The following is a 16,773-nucleotide window of genomic DNA, read 5'->3' as shown; positions in this document are numbered from 1 at the left end:
TCGTGGAGGTCTCGGTCGGCTCGCTCGCGTATCCAGGCGTGCCCGGCGCGTGGGACGTCCGCTGCGGTGGCTACCTCACCGCGGCCGTCAAGCGGCCATTCACGTTACGCCCGGTGTGCCGCCCGCTCCACCGAATTACGAGCGACGGGCCGCGCCGCGATGATCGTCGCTACCAGTCCAGCAACGTGTTCGGATCGATCTGGAAGGTGAAGGGCCCGTCGAACGTCAGCGTCTGGCCTCCGGCCGCGACCGCGTGCGGCACGTAGTGATCGAATTTCGCGCGACGCGTGCGCGACGCTATAGCTCCGGGTGGCTGGTTGTCGCTGGTGCAGCCGGCACCCGGGGCAGTCGTTTGCACTCCTTGTCGTCGCCGTGATCCTCGCTGTGACACCGGCCGACGCCGCTCACCAGCACCGGTACTAGCTCACTTCGGAGAGCAGCGGAAAACGAAAAGAGAGACTTAGCCGCACGGATCAATCCGAGACCGTGCGGCTGGTCCACACCTCGATCAAGTCACCGTAGTTATTAGATAGCACTCGTTGAATGTGGAACTCGCTTTATAGCAGAATTGGTACTGATAGATTGGGTTGGTGTCCGATCCTACAATCGCTGAGCCGCACCCGGCTGCGCTGCCGTTGGGGTCAGAAATGCCTCCGGTCTGCCCATTCCAGAGCCAGTAGTAGGTGATAACGCCATGGCCATCAGCGTAGGTGTCACAAGCGAAGATAACGTGGTGAGCACCATCATAAACGCCGCCATATCCGCACTGCTTCAGGTGGCTGAAGCCGCAGTCGATGACGCTGCTGACTTGGTAGTGCGCCAGCGCCGGTGTAGCAGCGGTAATTGAGAGGAGACTGCCAACGAACGCCGCCAGAATGGCCCTGCCAGCCCGACCCCCGAACCTCGCACGCACAACGGAATACTTGATTCCCATAGGTAAATTCATACCTACCTTCGGCATTTCCTGGTCTCCTTCTCTGCCGGCGATCGGTTCGCAATGCGCGGCGCCGCGGGACGCCCCCCGTTGGGTCGTGACACCCGACGACCCGCGGACGGCTCCGCTTCCCGACGCCGCAGCGACTCAACCAGTGGGTGGGATTGTCCGGTAGCCCCGGACGTCCTCGGACATGCGCGAACGCGTTGTCCGGCGGTACCGGCGTTGCCGGACAACGCGCCGATCAACTAAACGTCTATACGACCGCATCCACGTCCAGCAGTGCGCCGAGCGACCCGTGGGAGAGAAAGCGATGCCACGTCCGGAGCGTCCCATCGATCCGCGGCTGGGAGTGTTGCACGAGTTCGCGGCGGAGCTGCGGGAGCTTCGGCGCGCCGCCGGCACGCCGAGCTACCGGAAGATGGTTGAGGCCGTCGGTTGTTCGGTGACGTCGTTGTCCGACGCGGCGGGCGGCCGGCGGTTGCCGGGGCTCGGGATCACCCTGGCCTATGTCCAGGCGTGCGGCGGCGACCCGCAGGAGTGGGAGGCACGCTGGCGACGCGTCAGCGAGGCGCAGGCGGACAACGTGGGCGTCGACGCGCCGTACCAGGGTCTTCGCTGGTACGACACGGAGGACGCGCCGCGGTACTTCGGCCGGTCGCGTCTGGTGGGTGAGTTGGTGGCCGCCCTGGCCGTCAACCGATTCGTCGCTGTCGTCGGGCCGTCGGGAAGCGGCAAGTCGTCGCTGCTGCGTGCCGGCCTGCTGCCCGCGCTGCCCGACAGGTCCGCCGCGGTGTTCAGCCCGGGCGGGCACCCCGTCGCTCAGCTCACGGCGGGGCGGGCCGGTCGCGACCTGGTGGTGGTCGACCAGTTCGAGGAGGTCTTCACCCTCTGCCGCGATCCGGCGGAGCGCGCCCGGTTCGTCGACGCGTTGATCGCGCTGGCGGAGGACGAGCGCGGCGGCGCGGTGGTCATCGGCGTCCGCGCCGACTTCCTCGGCGACTGTCTGCTCCTGCCGGCCCTGGCCGAGCGGTTGTCCTCGGCTGTGGTGTTCGTGGGTCCGATGAGTGACGACGAGTTGCGAGAGGTGATCACCGGGCCTGCGGCCATGGCCGGCCTGACCGTTGAGCGTGCGCTGGTCGGCCAGGTGCTCGCCGAGACGAAGGGCCAGCCCGGGGCGTTGCCCCTGCTCTCGCACGCCCTGCGGGAGACGTGGCGGTTGCGCCGCTCCACCGTGTTGACGCTCGGCGCTTTCCAGTCGGCCGGCGGCGTGTCCGGTGCGGTGGCGCGTACCGCCGAACAGGTCTTCCTGAGCTTCGACCCGGGGCAGCGGCGGGTTGCCCAGGAGATCCTGCTGCGGCTGACCGTTCTCGGCGACGGGGCGGAGGACACCCGGCGCCAGGTACGCCGCGACGAGCTCGACTTCCCTGGGGCGGCGCAGGTTGTGGCGCAGCTGGTCGACGCCCGGCTCCTCGTGACCGGCGAAGACACCGTGGACATCGCCCACGAGGCGCTCATCCGGGCGTGGCCGCGGCTGCGCTCGTGGCTGGCCGGCGACCGGGAGGCGCTGCGGACGCAGCGGCAGCTCACCGAGGCGACCCGGATCTGGCTCGATCTGGGCCGCGAGCCCAGCACGCTGTACCGGGGCACCCGCCTCGCGCTGGTACGCGAGTGGGCCGACGCGGGCGACGACGGAGCCGCCCTGACCGGCGTCGAGCGCGAGTTCCTCCAGGCCAGCATCGCGGCCGACGCGGCCGAGCAGGCAGCGTCCGTGCGCCGTGCCCGCCAACTTCGGGTGCTGACCATCGGCCTGTCCTCGACGCTTGTCCTGGCGCTCACCGCTGGCGGCGTGGCGGTTGGCCAGTGGCGCGCCGCCGTCGACCGCGCCCATCAGGCGACGTCGGAGAACCTGGCGCGCAAGGCCTTAGCCGTCGCGCCGACCGACGTCGCCGCCGCGATGCGACTGAGCCTGTCGGCGTACCGGTCGGCGCCGACCGTGGAGGCACGCGGGGCGCTGCTGAGCATCGCGAGCCGGCACGCGTACACCAGCCGCCTGCAGCACGCGGAGGAGGTCAAGGACGTCGCGTTCACCGCGGACGGCAGCTTGCTCGCCACCGCCGGACAGGACGGTCGGGTCCTCGTGTGGGACACCCGTACGCGTCGCGTGGTGCGGACGCTCGACCAGCCCGACGGCGCGGTGCGGACCGTGGCCGTGCACGGCCGGTATCTCGCCGCCGGCACGCTCGGCGGCACGGTGCGGCTGTGGGACATCGACACCGGTGCGGCGCTCGCCGCGTTGCATGGACCGGGCCAGCGCGTGTCCGCTGTGGCGTTCGACGCCGACGGGACGACCGTCGCGGCGGTCGGCGCGGACGCCTGGGTCTATCGGTGGTACCTGCCGGACGGGCAGGTGCTGCCGCGGCTGCCGGCGGCCGGGGGCCAACGCGCCGACCTGTCCTACGGCCCGGACGGCCTGCTCGCGGTCGTCGACGGGCACCCGTCGCTGACCGTCTGGGACACCCGCCGCGGCACGTCGACCGTACACCCGCTGCCGTCACCCGCATCGACGGTCGCCGTCAGCCCGGACGGGCAGCGCATCGCCGTAGGCGGGGACGCGCCGGACATCACTCTGGTGAGCCGCGCGGGCGGGCCGGACCGCCAACTGCGCGGCCACAGTGCCTATGTCCGCTCGCTGGCGTTCGACGCGACGGGCCGGCGCCTGGTCAGCGGCGGCAACGACGACTTCGCCATGGTGTGGGACGTCGGGTCGGGCGTCGCGCTCGCCCACCTGACCGGCCACACCTCGGAGGTGTACGGCGTTGCGATGGACCCGGCCGGCGACGACATCGCGACCGCGAGCCGGGACGGCTCCGTGATGACGTACGAGGCGCGGGACGCCCCGCTCACCGGCCATCTCGACAACATCACCAGCCTGGCCGTCAGCCCCGACGGCCGGCGCCTCGTGTCCGGCAGTCGCGACACGACCGTGCGGACCTGGGATCCATCCACAGGCAACCCGGTCGGTACGCTGGCCGGTCACACCGCCCGGGTGGCCGCGGTCGCGGTCAGCCCCGACAGCACCGTGGTCGCCTCGGCCAGCGACGACGGGACCATCCGGCTATGGGACGCCGCCGGCGGCACGCCGCTGATGACGCTTCGCGGCCACACCGACCTGGTGCTCAACCTCGCCTTCGACGGTCACGGGGTGCTCGCCAGCGGCAGCGCCGACAAGACCGTACGCCTCTGGCGCACCGACGGCACCCCGCTGGGCGCACCGCTCGCCTTCGCCGGCCAGGTCACCAAGATCGTGTTCGACCGCGCGGGCGACACGCTCGTCGTGGCCACCCGGGACGGCCTGATCACGCTGGTGGACCTCACGTCCGGGACGCGACGGGAGTTGCGCACCGGTGCCAACGCCACCGACGTCGCGCTCAGCCCAACCGAGCCCGTGCTCGCCGTGGGCGACAACACGGGCACGGTCAGCCTGTGGAGCACAACCGACGGTACGCACGTGACCCTGCCGCGTGGGCACACCGGGACCGTGACGACCCTGGCCTTCTCCCCGGACGGCGCCACGCTCGCCAGCGGGAGCATGGACCAGTCCGTCGTGCTGTGGACCGTACGCGAGCGGGCCGTCTACGCCGTCCTCAGCGGTACGGGCGCGAACGTCCTCGCCGTGGCGTGGAGCCCGGACGGCGGGCGCCTCTACACCGCCGGCAACGACCGGATGATCACGCGATGGATGACCAGGCCGGACGACGCGGCCGCGGTCCTCCGCGCCGACGTGGCGGCCGAACGCCCATGACCGCACCCGTTCAGCCGGAGGGCGCTGCTGCCCCGACTGATTGAGGTCAGCGAACCGCCGACGAGTGACGCCCATGTGTGCCGGAATCCGGGGTTGGGGTTCCCGGTGCCGGGCGCACCCTGGACGGCGATGGCGCGGTGAGTCCGAAACAGACCGACACCCGGCGGCGTTGACCGGTCACCGCGCGGGCGGTCGAGATCGCGGGCGGCCCGGAGGCGTTCGACGTGACGGTCGGGGAGCTGCTCGGGGCCGTCAGGGGCGGAGTTCCGGGATGACGTCGATGGCCAGGACCTGGCCGCCCGTCGGGTCCAGGAGTTGGCAGGCCAAGCCTATGCCCGCGTCGATCGGGCCGGCCAGGACGCGGCCGCCCAGGTCCGTTGCGCGGGCCATGAAGCCGGCGCAGTCGTCGATCGAGAAGATCGTGCGCCAATGATGCGGGGTGCCCGGCGGGTACTTGGCGTCCATGACGCTCAGGCCGCCGACCACGCGGTTGTTGGAGACCCACTCGTGGTACTCGAAGTTCGAGCCCGCCACGGAACCCTCGCGGTCGGTCCAGCCGAAAACCTCGCCGTAGAAGGTCGACGTCGTCGCCACGTCCCAGGTCACCGTCTCGCTCCAGCAGATCGCGCCCGGCTCGTCCTGGACCTGGGCGCCCGCGAAGCGGGACTTCTGCCAGGCGCCGAAGACCGCGCCCGCCGGGTCGGCGAACAGGCCAGCGCGGCCGCGGCCCGATACGTCGGCCGGGGGCTGCAGGACCGTGCCACCGGCCGTTGTGACCTGGGCGGTCGTCGCGTCGGCGTCGTCCGTGGCCACGTATGTCAGCCAGGCCGCGCGCTCGGCGGACGACGGGGCCAGGCCGGCCACGACCAGGTCGCGCAGCAGGAACACGGTGGCGCCGTCCTCGGTCTCGGCCGTCGTCCAGCCGAACAGGCCGGTGTAGAACGCGGCCGCCGTGGTCGGGTCGGGGCTGGTCAGCACCGACCAGCAGGGCGTCGCGGGGGCATACCCTCGTACTCGCACCGCGCCAGAGTAGGCAAATGGTCAGACGTTCCAGATCGTCTGAAGGGGTACACATTGGGTGACGATGGTCGGCGGCAGGCCCGGGTTCGCGACGCGGCCACGATGCGGGCGCTCGCGCATCCGGCGCGCATTGCCGTGCTCGACCGGCTGTTCTCCGGGGAGCCGGCGACCGCTACCGAGCTCGCCCTGGTGTGCGGGCTCTCGCCCAGCGCGACCAGCTACCACCTGCGGGCCCTGGCCAAGGCGGGGCTGATCGAGGAGGCGCCCAGCCGCGGCGACGGGCGCGAGCGGCTCTGGCGCAGTCAGCACCGCGGGCTGGAGGTCGCCACCGGGCCCGAGCGGGGCGCCGCCGAGCAGGCCGCCGACCGTGAGCTGGCGGGCATGTTCCTCGACGTCGAGGACGCGCGGGCGCGGACCTGGCTCGCGCGGCGCGACGAGGAGCCGTACGAGTGGTACCTCGCCTCGGTCTCGGCCGGCGTGAACCTCGTGGTCACCGCGGACGAGCTGCGTGAGCTCAACGAGCGGGTGCTGGACCTCCTCGAGCCGTACTCGCGGCGCACGCGCCCGAACCCGCCCGCCGAGGCGCGCGCGGTAGACGTGACATACCGGGCATTTCCGCGAGTTTAGTCCGTTTCACGTGAATCGACGGGCTTGCTCGCGGTACATGTGAAGCATTATTTTCGAAGTATGTCTTTCACATCTCGCCGGGATGTGTACGCGCTCGCCACCGTCCGCGGCGTCTCGCTGCTCGGGGACTTCCTCGCGACGACGGCGCTCGTGCTGGCGCTGCAGGAGCGGGGCGCCGGCGGGGCCGTCATCGCCGCGGTGTTCGTCGCCGCCGTCCTGCCCGAGGTGCTGTTCGTACCGCTCGCGGCCCGGGTCGTCGACCGCGTCGACAGCCGGCTCCTGCTCACGGTCACCGGCGTGGCCCAGGCCGCGTGCTGCGCGGCGATGGCCTTCACGACGTACACCTGGGCCCTGATCGGCCTCGTCGCGCTGCTCGGCGCCGGGCTCGCGGTCACCGCCCCGACGTTCAGCGCGCTGCTGCCGGAGATGGCCGGGCCCGAGGGGCTCGGGCGCGCGATGGCGCTCGGGCAGACCGCGAACGCGCTGGGCGCCCTGGCCGGGCCCGCGCTCGGGGGCGTGCTCGTGGGGGCGTTCGGGTTGCGGGTACCGCTGCTGATCGACGCCGCCACCTACCTCGCGGTCGCGGCGGCCGGGCTGCTGTTCCGGACCCGCCGGCGGCGCGCGGCCGCGGGTGGGACGACCGGCTGGCGGCTGCGCCAGGACCGGCTCCTCGCCGCCACCGCCGGGCTGCTCGCGGCCCTGGTGCTGGCGCTCAACGTCAACCTGGTCGTCGGCGTGTTCTACATCCGGGGACCGCTGGGCGGCAGCGCGGCGCAGTACGGCCTGGTCGACGCGGCCTGGATGGCCGGCATGCTCGCGGGGGCCTGGCTCGGCGCCTCCATCCGCGGGCCCGACGGGCGCCTGGCCCGGCTGCTCGCGGCGGTGTTCCTGGGCACCGCCCTCGTGGTGCTGGGGTCGGGCCTCTTGACGACGGTTTGGCAGTTGTACCCACTGTGGCTGCTCGGCGGCGTTCTGAACGGGATCGACAACACCCTGCTCGGGGTCCTCGCCGCGCGCCGCGTCCCCGCGGCCGTGCGGGGCGCGTACTACGCCCGCTTCGGCGCGATCGTCAACGGCGCGAACCTCGTCGGCTACGCGGCCGGCGGCGTGCTCGTCGAGCACTTCGACCCGCGCGCGATCGTGCTCGGCTGCGGCGCGGCGGGCGTGGCGGTCGCCGTCGTGTTCGCGGTACCACTGCTCAGTGCTGCGTCAGCAGTTGCTTCGTCACCTCGCGGCACGTCTTCGCCCCGTAGTCCTTGCCCAGTGAGCTCGAGTAGTGCGCCATGATCCCCAGGCTCCACCCGTCGCCGACCGCCATGCAGGCGATGTGCCACTGCCCGTCGTCGCGGGCCAGCCAGCCGTTCTTGATCGCCGTCGTCTTCTGCACGTCGGCCGGCAGCGCCTCGATCGGGCCGAAGCGCCCCGGGCCGCGCACGTTGCGCATCTCGTTGAGCAGCCAGCCGGTCCACTTCGGGCCGGCCGCGCGGCCGTCGCCGATGCACTTGGCCAGGCGCGCCACGTCGCGGGCCGACATCTGGGTCAGGCTCCACGAGTTCTGGGTGCCCTTGGTCTCGGTCAGGCCGCAGACCGTGATCATTCGCTTGATCGAGGTGAGATTGCCGTTCTGCACGTGGTACTTGAACGTGTTGATGGTCTCGGAGTCGCGGATCATGCGGCTGAGCTCGGCCATCGCGGTGCTGCTGGGCTGCTTGCCGGACTCGGCCTGGCGGCGCAGCCAGTCCGCGGCGACCCAGGCCTTGGCCATCGAGGCCGTGTCGCTGGTGGTGTACGGCGTGGAGCCGTACATCTGATCCGTCTTGTGGTCGTAGTACGCCCACGACCAGAAGCCCTTGACGTTCATCGTGACCGTCTGCGTCGGCGTGAACAGCGGCCCGCTCGGCGCCGCGCTCGGGACCTCGCTCGGCCCGGCGACCGGCGACTCGAACGTATCGGCGGCCGCGGGCACCTGGCTGCTCGCGGCCTTCGGCGTGGCGCCGGCCGAGCAGCCGGCGGTCGCGAGCGCCGCGAGCAGCGTGAGCACAGCGAGGGGGCGTCGCATCAGACGAGGGTAGCGGCTGTGAGAAAGGCCGCCCCGTCCGTGTGGAGCCCGGCCGTTGGGGCACCATGGGCGGTGTGCCTGCACTGCAGCGGCCCCGCGTCGGCCACATCCAGTTCCTGAACTGCCTGCCCATCTACTGGGGCCTGATGCGGTCCGGCGCCCTGATCGACGTGGACCTGTTCAAGGACTCCCCGGAGCGGCTCAACGCGGCGCTCGTCGCGGGCGACCTGGACATCGGGCCGATCTCGCTGGTGGAGTACCTCCGCAACGCCGAGGACCTCCTCCTCCTGCCCGATCTCGCCGTGGGCAGCGACGGCCCGGTCCTCTCCGTGAACCTTGTTTCCGCGGTACCGCTGGAGTCGCTGGACGGCCGCCCGGTCGCGCTCGGCGCCACCTCGCGCACCGGCGTGATGCTGGCGCAGATGTACCTCGAGTCCCATGTCGGCGTCCGCCCGACGTACTTCCAGAGCCCGCCCGACCTCGCCCGCATGCTCGACGAGGCCGAGGCGGCGGTGATCATCGGCGACGTGGCCCTGCGCGCGATGCACGACGCGCCGCAGCACGGCTGGCAGGTCACCGACCTCGGCCAGGCCTGGCGCACCTGGACCGGCCTGCCGATGGTCTTCGCGGCCTGGGCCGTGCGCCGCGACTTCGCCGAGGCCCACCCGGGCCTGGTCAAGGATGTTCACGAGGCGTTCCTCCGTTCGCGCGAGCTGTGCCTGACCGAGCTGGACGAGGTCGCGGATGCGGCGGCGCGCTGGGAGACGCTCTCGGCCGAGACGCTGGCGACGTACTTCCGCACGCTGGACTTCTCCCTGGGCGAGCGGCAGGTGGAGGGCCTGCGCGAGTTCGCCCGGCGCGCGGCCGAGCGGGGCGCCGTGCCTCCACTGCCGCCGGGCGGTCCGGCGTTCTTCGAGGGCTGAGCCGCCTGTCTGCGCTCGGGCGGCGCGCAGGTTCGGTGCGTCCGAAAAGTCCGCTTGGAGGGAAGTCGCGATCCGGCGGGACGTCGAGCCGGCCGGCGAACGGTGGGCGAAAGGTCTGTTTTGCGAAAAGTCGGGCGCTCCGCGCCGCGACTTTTCGGATTTATCTCCGGACGGGGTATAAATGCGAAAAGTCCGATCACGAAGTGTCGGACTTTTCGTCACGGGGGTCGGATCAGTCACGCCGGTCGGACCAGCCGTGCAGGTGGGGCCAGTCGTGCCAGTCGGACGCTGGATGCTCGTCGTGCTCGACCACACCGCGGCCCGACCTCGTCGTGTGGCCCGAGAGCGCCAGCAACCGGCCGAGCGGGTCGGCTTGGTCGCGCCGGTGGGACGAGTCGCCCAGGTGGGACGAGTCGCGTCGGTCGGATCGGTCGCGTCGGTCGGGCCAATCACGCCGGTCAGGCCTGCAACTGCCTGGTCACGCTCGAGCAGATGTTCTCGCCGTAGCCCTGCCCCTTCGCGGCCGGGTACACCGTCAGCACGCTCAGCACCCAGTCCGTCCCGATCGCCATGCAGTTCACGTGCCATTTTCCGTCGCTCCGGGCGATCCACCCGTTCTTCACCGCCGTCCCCGCCTGCTCCGCCGCGGGCAACGCCGGCGTGATGCCGAACTTCTGGTCCTTCGCCACGTTGCGCATCTCGTTGAGCAGCCAGTCCGTCCACTTCGGGCCGGCCGCCCGCCCGTCGCCGATGCACGCGCCCATCCGGGCCGCGTCGCGGGCGGAGACCAGGGTCGAGGCCCAGTCGATGTACGCCTTCGAGTCGGTCAGCCCGCAGGTCTGCACGAGGCGCGTGATGCTGGCGGACTTGCCGTCGAGGCCCCAGAAGTACGCGGCCGCGTTGTTGTCGCTGTTGCGGATCATGAGGCTGAGCTGCGAAAGGTTCGACTTGCTCGGGTTGGGGTTGCGGCGCAGGTAGTCGGACGCGAGCCACGCCTTGATCATTGAGGCGGTCCGCTGGGCGCTGTTCGCGTTGTCCGAGCCGGCCATCGCGCCCGTGCGGCGGTCCAGGACGGTCCACGACCAGAAGCCGGTGGCGTCGACCGCGACCGTCGCCGGGTGGAGCAGGGCGGGCGGCAGGGTCGGGGCGGTCGGCGCGGCCGGGGCCGCCCTGCGTGTGGGGGCCTCGCTGGCCGCGGGGCTTTCGTTCGGCGCGGGGGCCGCGGGCGCGGCGGCGTCGGAGCTGGCCCCGAGCAGATCGTTGCCCCAGACGAAAGGTACGCCGACCAGCAGCGCCGCCACGAGCAGTACGAACGCGGTCAGTCCGACACGCTTGCGCATCAGTCGGTGGTCCCTCCCTGGCGGCCGTCACGACGATTCCATCGACCGTCGGTCATGAGCGGGTGTTGCCGGTGTTAACACGACGTAAGAGAACCGGCAGTTCACCCCGCGTGAGGTATTGCCCGATCAGTCTTTCGTTCAACCGAATCACCCGCAGCCCGGACGTGCTCAAAAGTCCCTGGTAGTTCCCTCGACGTGATGTGACACCTTCTTGCCGCTAGTGTCGGAAGCTGTAACACTGGAGGTGTGTACGGCAACGACTTCGCCCCCCTCCTCGAGCAGGTGGACAGCGCGGAGCAGGCGCTTTCCCGAAAAAGCTCGGTCGTTGAAGACCGGGGAGACCTGCAGGAGTACTTCGACGCGATCGTGGCGGCCGACCAGAAGGTCGAGCCGCGGGACTGGATGCCCGAGGCGTACCGCAAGACGCTGATCCGTCAGATCGCCCAGCACGCCCACTCCGAGATCATCGGCATGCAGCCCGAGGGCAACTGGATCTCGCGCGCGCCCTCGCTGCAGCGCAAGGCGATCCTGCTGGCCAAGGTGCAGGACGAGGCCGGGCACGGGCTGTATCTCTACGCGGCCGCCGAGACCCTCGGCGTGTCCCGCGAGGAGCTGGTCGAGATGCTGGTCGAGGGCCGCCAGAAGTACAGCTCGATCTTCAACTACCCGACGCTGACCTGGGCCGACATCGGCGCCATCGGCTGGCTCGTGGACGGTGCCGCGATCGTGAACCAGGTGCCGCTGTGCCGGTGCTCCTACGGGCCCTACGCGCGCGCCATGATCCGCATCTGCAAGGAGGAGTCGTTCCACCAGCGGCAGGGGTACGAGATCCTGCACACGCTCTCGCACGGCACCGAGGCGCAGAAGGCGATGGCCCAGGACGCCGTCGACCGCTGGTGGTACCCGTCGCTGGCCATGTTCGGCCCGCCCGACGGCGACTCCACGCACTCCGAGCGCTCGATGGCCTGGAAGATCAAGCGCTTCTCCAACGACGAGCTCCGGCAGCGGTTCGTGGACATGTGCGTCCAGCAGGCCGGGGTCCTCGGGATAACGCTGCCCGACCCGGATCTCAGGTGGAACGAGGAGCGGAAGGCGCACGACTACACCCAGCCCGACTACGACGAGCTGATGCGCGTGATCAAGGGCGAGGGTCCCTGCAACCGCCAGCGCATGGCGCACCGCCGCCGTGCCCACGAGGACGGCGCCTGGGTGCGGGAAGCCGCCAAGGCCTATGCGGAGAAGCAGCATGTCTGAGCCGCTCTGGGAGGTGTTCGTCCGGCCGCGCCGCGGGCTCTCGCACGCGCACGTCGGCTCCCTGCACGCGCCCGACGCCGAGATGGCCCTGCGCAACGCCCGCGACGTCTACACCCGCCGCCAGGAGGGCGTCTCGATCTGGGTCGTCCCGGCGAGCGCGATCACCGCGAGCAGCCCCGACGAGAAGGACGCCTTCTTCGAGCCGGCGGCCGACAAGGTGTACCGCCACCCGACCTTCTACACCGTCCCCGAAGGCGCGGAGCACATATGAGCGACACGGCCCTCGAGCTCGGCGACGACGCGCTCATCGCGGCGCAGCGCCTCGCCGAATGGTGCTCGCGCGCGCCGGAGATGGAAGAGGACATCGCGCTGGCCAACATCGCCCTCGACCAGCTCGGCGCGGCCCGGCTCCTGCTCACCTACGCCGGCGAGGCCGTGCAGAAGACCGAGGACGACCTGGCGTTCCTGCGCGGGGACCGCGAGTTCCGCAACGCGCTGCTGGTCGAGCTGGACAACGGCGACTTCGCGGTGACCATCGGCAAGCTGCTGTTCCTGGCCGTGTACCAGCGGCTGCGGTACGAGCGCCTGGCCGCCGGCGACGACGCGCGGCTGGCCGGGATCGGGGCCAAGACGCGCAAGGAGTCCACGTACCACGCCGAGCACGCCGCCCTGTGGACCGTGCGCCTCGGCGACGGCACCGAGGAGTCGCACCGGCGCATGCAGTCCGCCGTCGACGCGCTCTGGCCCTACACGCACGAGCTGTTCGAGGGCGAGGCCGCGAGCCTGAAGGAGCCCTGGCTGGCGGAGATCACCGAGGTGCTGCGGAAGGCGACGCTGAACCGGCCCGCCGACGGCTGGGCGCCCTCGGGCGGCCGGCAGGGGGTACACACCGAGGAGCTTTCCAAACTGCTCGCCGAGATGCAGGTGCTGCACCGCGCACACCCCGGGGCGACGTGGTGAGCGCGCGCGCGACGGTGGCCGCGGTCCGCGACCCGGAGCTGCCGGTCGTCACCATCGAGGAGCTCGGCATCCTGCGCGACGTGGCCGAGCGTGACGGGCGCGTGACGGTCACGATCACGCCGACGTACTCCGGCTGCCCCGCCATGGACGCGATCCGCGCCGACATCACCGCGGCCCTGCACGCCGACGGGTACGCCGACGTGGCCGTCGACACCACGCTCGCCGAGCCGTGGACCACCGACTGGATCACCGCCGCCGGCCTCGAGAAGCTGGCCGCGGCCGGGATCGCGCCGCCGTCCTCGACCAGGACCAGGCTGACGCTGAGCGTGCGCTGCCCCCGGTGCGGCTCGCCCGAGACCGAGGAGCTGTCCCGGTTCGGCGCCACGGCCTGCAAGGCGCTCTGGCGCTGCCGGGCGTGCCGCGAACCGTTCGAGCGCGTGAAGGCGATCTGAGGACATGACCGTTTCGGAGATCCGCCGGCCGGTGAAGCGGCGGCCCATGTTCCACCGCCTCGCCGTCGTCGACGTCGAGCGGCTGACCGACGACGCCGTGGCCGTGACCTTCGACGTGCCGGCCGAGCTGCGGGACCTCTTCGCGTTCCGGGCCGGCCAGCACCTCACCGTGCGGCGGCACGGCGAGACCGGGGAAGAGATCCGGAGGTCGTACTCCATCTGCTCGACCCCGTCGCGCCTGCGCGACGAGGGGGAGCTGCGGATCGGCATCAAGCGGGTCGTCGGCGGGGCGTTCTCGACCTACGCGCTGTCCGGGCTCGCGCCGGGCGACGAGGTCGACGTGCTGCCGCCGCTCGGGCACTTCACCACGGCGTTCGACCCGGGCCGGGCCCGGCACTACGCGGCCGTCGCGGCCGGCTCCGGCATCACACCGGTGCTCTCGCTGACCGCCACGGCGCTGGAGACCGAGCCCGAAAGCCGGGTCACGGTGGTCTACGGCAACCGGGCGGCCGCCTCGGTGATGTTCGCTGAGGAGCTGGCCGATCTCAAGGACCGGCACCGGGAGCGGCTGCACGTCGTACACGTGCTGTCGCGGGAGGCGCAGGAGTCGCCGCTGCTGTCCGGCCGGCTCGACGAGGCGCGCATCGGCGCGGTCCTCGACGCGCTGCTGCCGGCCGGGACGGTCGACGAGTGGTTCCTCTGCGGCCCCTACGGCCTGGTGCTGGACGCGAAGGTGGCGCTGTCCGCGCGGGGCGTCGAGGATTCGGCGGTACACACTGAGCTCTTCCACGTCGACGACGCCCCGCCGGCGGCACGCCCGGCCGCGGCGCCCGAGGACGCCGGCGAGCGGGCCGAGGTCGGCATCGTGCTCGACGGCCGCGCGACGACGTTCACGATGGCCCACGACGAGCGGGTGCTCGACGCGGCGCTGCGGGCGCGGCCTGAGCTGCCGTACGCGTGCAAGGGCGGCGTCTGCTCGACCTGCCGCGCCAAGGTGGTCGAGGGCCGGGTCGAGATGGCGCGCAACTTCGCGCTGGAGCCCGACGAGCTCGCCGCCGGTTATGTCCTGACCTGTCAGGCGATGCCGATCTCGGACCGTGTTGTGGTCGACTTCGACGCATGACCCGTGTCACACCCATCCGGATCGGCGACCGTTCCGAATGAGCGACATGAGACCGGAACAGGAGCGGCCCACGCAGCGGCTCGTCGCGGTACCACCGCCGCAGTCGCGCCCGCCCGACGCGGATGAGCTGCTGGCCCGGGTGGGCCGCGGCGACGAGCGGGCCTTCACCGAGCTCTACGACCTGGTGTCCGCCCGCGTGTACGGGCTGGTCCGCCGGGTCCTGCGCGACCCCGCCCAGTCCGAGGAAGTCACCCAGGAGATCATGGTCGAGGTCTGGCGTACCGCCGGCCGCTTCGACCCGGCCCGGGGCTCGGCCACCGCCTGGGTCTTCACCATCGCCCACCGCCGGGCCGTCGACCGGGTGCGCTCGGAGCAGGCCGGCGTCGAGCGGGTCCGCCGGGCCGCCGCGGTCAGCGTCGAGACGCCCTACGACGAGGTGGTCGAGGCCGCGACCGCCCGCATCGAGCGGCAGCAGGTGCGCCGGTGCCTCGACGGCCTGACCGAGCTCCAGCGCGAGGCGATCACGCTGGCCTACTACGGCGGCAACAGTTACCGGGAGGTCGCGGATCTCCTCGGTGCCGCGCTGCCGACGATCAAGACCCGGATGCGCGACGGCCTGATCCGCATGCGCGACTGCCTGGGGGTGGCGTTGTCATGACGGGAGCCGTGGACATTCATGCGCTCGTCGGCGCGTACGCCCTCGACGCCGTCGACGACCTCGAGCGGGTCGCGTTCGAGCGGCACCTGCGCGACTGCCCCGCCTGCTCGGCCGAGGTGGCCGAGCTGCGCGAGACCGCGACCCGGCTGGCCGGGCCGGTCGCCGAGGCGCCCCCGCCCCGGCTGCGCGGTGCCGTGCTGGCCCAGATCGCGAGCACCCCGCAGGAGCGCATCCGCCCCGCACCGGCCCAGCGCCGGGAGCCCGGCCGGTGGCGGGCCTGGGTCGCCTCGGCTGCGGCGGCCGTCCTCTTCGCCGGCGGGGTGAGCACCGGCACGTGGGCGCTCACCCGGCAGCACTACGCCTCGAGCGCGTCGATCGACGCGGTGCTCGCGGCCGCCGACGCCCACCTGGTCAGCCAGGAGGTCGAGGGCGGCCGGATCACCATGGTCGTCTCCCCGTCGCACAACGCCGGAGTGGCCCTGCTGAGCAACCTCCGCAAGCCCGACGGGGCCTACCAGCTGTGGATGGTCGACACCGAGGCCGCCTCCTACCGCCCGGTGGGCCTGACCGAGGCGGGCAGCGGCCGCTTCTACATCGAGGGCCTGAAGCCGACCTTCGGCCTGAGCAAGGAGCCGAAAGGCGGATCCACGACCGGCACCCCGACCGAGATCGTCGGGAAGCTAAATCTGCGCTAGCTCGGCCAGGTCGTCCGCGGTGGGCTCCCAGCCCGCCGCGGCGACGTTGGCCGCGACCTGCTCGGCCTTCGTGGCGCCCGCGATCACGCTGGCCACGGCCGGCTTCGCGGCCAGCCCGCCGATGGCGACGGTCAGCGGGTCGAGGCCGCGCTCGGCGCCGAACGCGGCGAGGCGCTCGATGCGGTCCCACGGCGCGCCGGCGAGCACGCGCTCCATGCCCTCGCGGGCCAGCCGGGTCCCGGCGGGCGGGGCGTCGCCGCGGCGGTACTTGCCGGTGAGCAGGCCCATCTCGAGCGGGAAGAACGGCAGCAGGCCGAGGCCGAAGCGCTCCAGGGCCGGCACGAGCTCGGCCTCGACGCTCCGGTCGAGCAGGGAGTACCGGTTCTGGGCGCTGACGAACGGGGTCAGGTGCTGGGTCTCGGCGACCCAGGCCGCGTCGGCGGTCTGCCAGCCGGAGAAGTTGGAGTGGCCGACGTAGCGCACCTTGCCCGAGCGGACCAGGTCGTCCAGCGCGGCCAGGGTCTCCTCGATCGGGGTGGTCGGGTCGGGCTGGTGCAGCTGGTACAGGTCGATGTAGTCGGTGCCGAGCCGGCGCAGCGAGGCCTCGGCGGCGCGCACGATGTAGCGCCGGCTCCCGCGGGCGCCCCAGTCCGGGCCGTGCAGCCCACGGGCGTCCATGCCGAACTTGGTGGCCACGACCACGTCGTCGCGGTGCTTGCCGAGGGCCGCGCCGAGCGCCTCCTCGGACGAGCCGGGCGTGGCGCCGTAGATGTCGGCGGTGTCGAAGAGGGTCACGCCGTGGTCGAGGGCCGCGGCGACGACCTCCGCGCTGCTCGCGGCGTCGATCCGGCCGAACTGGTTGCAGCCGATGCCGACCACGGAGACGGTGAGGCCCGAGCGCCCGAGGCGCCGGTAACGCATAT

17 protein-coding genes are annotated in these 16,773 nt (G+C 71.8%); 12 read left to right on the top strand and 5 right to left on the bottom strand.

Features of this window, described 5'->3' with window-relative positions; genetic code table 11:
- Positions 1-2: 2 nt before the first annotated feature.
- Positions 3-266, top strand: coding sequence for a hypothetical protein (locus AB0B76_RS01685; protein WP_360367603.1), 264 nt, complete (start codon positions 3-5; stop codon positions 264-266).
- 242 nt (positions 267-508) lie between these two features.
- On the opposite strand, the gene AB0B76_RS01680 is transcribed toward AB0B76_RS01685, so the two are convergent.
- Positions 509-961, bottom strand: coding sequence for a hypothetical protein (locus AB0B76_RS01680; protein WP_360367600.1), 453 nt, complete (start codon positions 959-961; stop codon positions 509-511).
- 286 nt (positions 962-1,247) lie between these two features.
- On the opposite strand from AB0B76_RS01680, the gene AB0B76_RS01675 reads away from it, so the two are divergent.
- On the top strand, positions 1,248-4,739 hold the full coding sequence (locus AB0B76_RS01675) for a hypothetical protein (protein ID WP_360367597.1): 3,492 nt from the start codon (positions 1,248-1,250) through the stop codon (positions 4,737-4,739).
- Between the two features lie 252 nt (positions 4,740-4,991).
- Here the strand turns inward: AB0B76_RS01675 and AB0B76_RS01670 are convergent, their stop codons facing one another.
- Positions 4,992-5,759, bottom strand: a complete 768-nt coding sequence (locus AB0B76_RS01670; RefSeq protein ID WP_360367594.1) for a VOC family protein — start codon at positions 5,757-5,759, stop codon at positions 4,992-4,994.
- A 54-nt stretch (positions 5,760-5,813) separates the two neighbouring features.
- On the opposite strand from AB0B76_RS01670, the gene AB0B76_RS01665 reads away from it, so the two are divergent.
- Complete coding sequence (locus AB0B76_RS01665; protein ID WP_360367591.1) at positions 5,814-6,386, top strand: metalloregulator ArsR/SmtB family transcription factor; 573 nt, start codon at positions 5,814-5,816, stop codon at positions 6,384-6,386.
- A gap of 60 nt (positions 6,387-6,446) precedes the next feature.
- Positions 6,447-7,673, top strand: a complete 1,227-nt coding sequence (locus AB0B76_RS01660; protein ID WP_360367588.1) for an MFS transporter — start codon at positions 6,447-6,449, stop codon at positions 7,671-7,673.
- Here the strand turns inward: AB0B76_RS01660 and AB0B76_RS01655 are convergent.
- Positions 7,585-8,445 (bottom strand): hypothetical protein, encoded by an 861-nt coding sequence (locus AB0B76_RS01655; RefSeq protein WP_360367585.1) that lies wholly within the window; start codon positions 8,443-8,445, stop codon positions 7,585-7,587. The two genes, AB0B76_RS01660 and AB0B76_RS01655, sit on opposite strands and share 89 nt — an antisense overlap.
- Before the next feature lie 74 nt (positions 8,446-8,519).
- On the opposite strand from AB0B76_RS01655, the gene AB0B76_RS01650 reads away from it, so the two are divergent.
- On the top strand, positions 8,520-9,368 hold the full coding sequence (locus AB0B76_RS01650; RefSeq protein ID WP_360367582.1) for a menaquinone biosynthesis protein: 849 nt from the start codon (positions 8,520-8,522) through the stop codon (positions 9,366-9,368).
- A 458-nt stretch (positions 9,369-9,826) separates the two neighbouring features.
- Here the strand turns inward: AB0B76_RS01650 and AB0B76_RS01645 are convergent, their stop codons facing one another.
- The gene (locus tag AB0B76_RS01645; protein WP_360367579.1) at positions 9,827-10,708 is read right to left on the bottom strand and encodes a hypothetical protein; all 882 of its coding nucleotides are present in this window, start codon (positions 10,706-10,708) and stop codon (positions 9,827-9,829) included.
- Positions 10,709-10,954: 246 nt separating this feature from the next.
- Here AB0B76_RS01645 and paaA point away from each other — a divergent pair, with 246 nt between their 5' ends.
- From paaA to AB0B76_RS01610, 7 genes are read left to right on the top strand one after another with little or no spacing between them, the layout of a single operon-like run.
- Positions 10,955-11,962: a 1,2-phenylacetyl-CoA epoxidase subunit PaaA gene (gene paaA, locus AB0B76_RS01640; RefSeq protein ID WP_360367576.1), complete on the top strand. Its 1,008-nt coding sequence runs from the start codon at positions 10,955-10,957 to the stop codon at positions 11,960-11,962.
- Complete coding sequence (gene paaB, locus AB0B76_RS01635) at positions 11,955-12,233, top strand: 1,2-phenylacetyl-CoA epoxidase subunit PaaB (protein WP_360367573.1); 279 nt, start codon at positions 11,955-11,957, stop codon at positions 12,231-12,233. Before paaA ends, paaB begins: the two co-directional genes overlap by 8 nt.
- The gene (paaC, locus tag AB0B76_RS01630; protein ID WP_360367570.1) at positions 12,230-12,922 is read left to right on the top strand and encodes a 1,2-phenylacetyl-CoA epoxidase subunit PaaC; all 693 of its coding nucleotides are present in this window, start codon (positions 12,230-12,232) and stop codon (positions 12,920-12,922) included. The genes paaB and paaC overlap by 4 nt, the downstream gene beginning before the upstream one ends.
- Positions 12,916-13,374, top strand: coding sequence for a 1,2-phenylacetyl-CoA epoxidase subunit PaaD (gene paaD / locus AB0B76_RS01625; RefSeq protein ID WP_360367567.1), 459 nt, complete (start codon positions 12,916-12,918; stop codon positions 13,372-13,374). Before paaC ends, paaD begins: the two co-directional genes overlap by 7 nt.
- Positions 13,375-13,378: 4 nt before the next feature.
- Complete coding sequence (gene paaE / locus AB0B76_RS01620) at positions 13,379-14,497, top strand: 1,2-phenylacetyl-CoA epoxidase subunit PaaE (protein ID WP_360367564.1); 1,119 nt, start codon at positions 13,379-13,381, stop codon at positions 14,495-14,497.
- 37 nt (positions 14,498-14,534) lie between these two features.
- On the top strand, positions 14,535-15,155 hold the full coding sequence (locus tag AB0B76_RS01615) for a sigma-70 family RNA polymerase sigma factor (RefSeq protein WP_360367561.1): 621 nt from the start codon (positions 14,535-14,537) through the stop codon (positions 15,153-15,155).
- Positions 15,152-15,850: an anti-sigma factor gene (locus AB0B76_RS01610; protein ID WP_360367558.1), complete on the top strand. Its 699-nt coding sequence runs from the start codon at positions 15,152-15,154 to the stop codon at positions 15,848-15,850. The genes AB0B76_RS01615 and AB0B76_RS01610 overlap by 4 nt, the downstream gene beginning before the upstream one ends.
- Here AB0B76_RS01610 and AB0B76_RS01605 read toward each other — a convergent pair.
- Positions 15,836-16,771, bottom strand: a complete 936-nt coding sequence (locus AB0B76_RS01605; protein ID WP_360368689.1) for an aldo/keto reductase — start codon at positions 16,769-16,771, stop codon at positions 15,836-15,838. The two genes, AB0B76_RS01610 and AB0B76_RS01605, sit on opposite strands and share 15 nt — an antisense overlap.
- Positions 16,772-16,773: the final 2 nt, after the last annotated feature.

The organism is Dactylosporangium sp. NPDC049140, assembly GCF_040648435.1.
This window is presented reverse-complemented; position numbering and strand designations above follow the sequence as displayed.

Bases quoted from the DNA above. Each gene is read 5' to 3' on its own strand.
- AB0B76_RS01680 (WP_360367600.1), bottom strand. From the start codon at position 961: ATGCCGAAGGTAGGTATGAATTTACCTATGGGAATCAAGTATTCCGTT.
- AB0B76_RS01675 (WP_360367597.1), top strand. From the start codon at position 1,248: ATGCCACGTCCGGAGCGTCCCATCGATCCGCGGCTGGGAGTGTTGCAC.
- AB0B76_RS01660 (WP_360367588.1), top strand. From the start codon at position 6,447: ATGTCTTTCACATCTCGCCGGGATGTGTACGCGCTCGCCACCGTCCGC.
- AB0B76_RS01655 (WP_360367585.1), bottom strand. From the start codon at position 8,445: ATGCGACGCCCCCTCGCTGTGCTCACGCTGCTCGCGGCGCTCGCGACC.
- AB0B76_RS01645 (WP_360367579.1), bottom strand. From the start codon at position 10,708: ATGCGCAAGCGTGTCGGACTGACCGCGTTCGTACTGCTCGTGGCGGCG.
- paaB (WP_360367573.1), top strand. From the start codon at position 11,955: ATGTCTGAGCCGCTCTGGGAGGTGTTCGTCCGGCCGCGCCGCGGGCTC.
- paaC (WP_360367570.1), top strand. From the start codon at position 12,230: ATGAGCGACACGGCCCTCGAGCTCGGCGACGACGCGCTCATCGCGGCG.
- paaE (WP_360367564.1), top strand. From the start codon at position 13,379: ATGACCGTTTCGGAGATCCGCCGGCCGGTGAAGCGGCGGCCCATGTTC.
- AB0B76_RS01615 (WP_360367561.1), top strand. From the start codon at position 14,535: ATGAGCGACATGAGACCGGAACAGGAGCGGCCCACGCAGCGGCTCGTC.
- AB0B76_RS01610 (WP_360367558.1), top strand. From the start codon at position 15,152: ATGACGGGAGCCGTGGACATTCATGCGCTCGTCGGCGCGTACGCCCTC.
- AB0B76_RS01605 (WP_360368689.1), bottom strand. From the start codon at position 16,771: ATGCGTTACCGGCGCCTCGGGCGCTCGGGCCTCACCGTCTCCGTGGTC.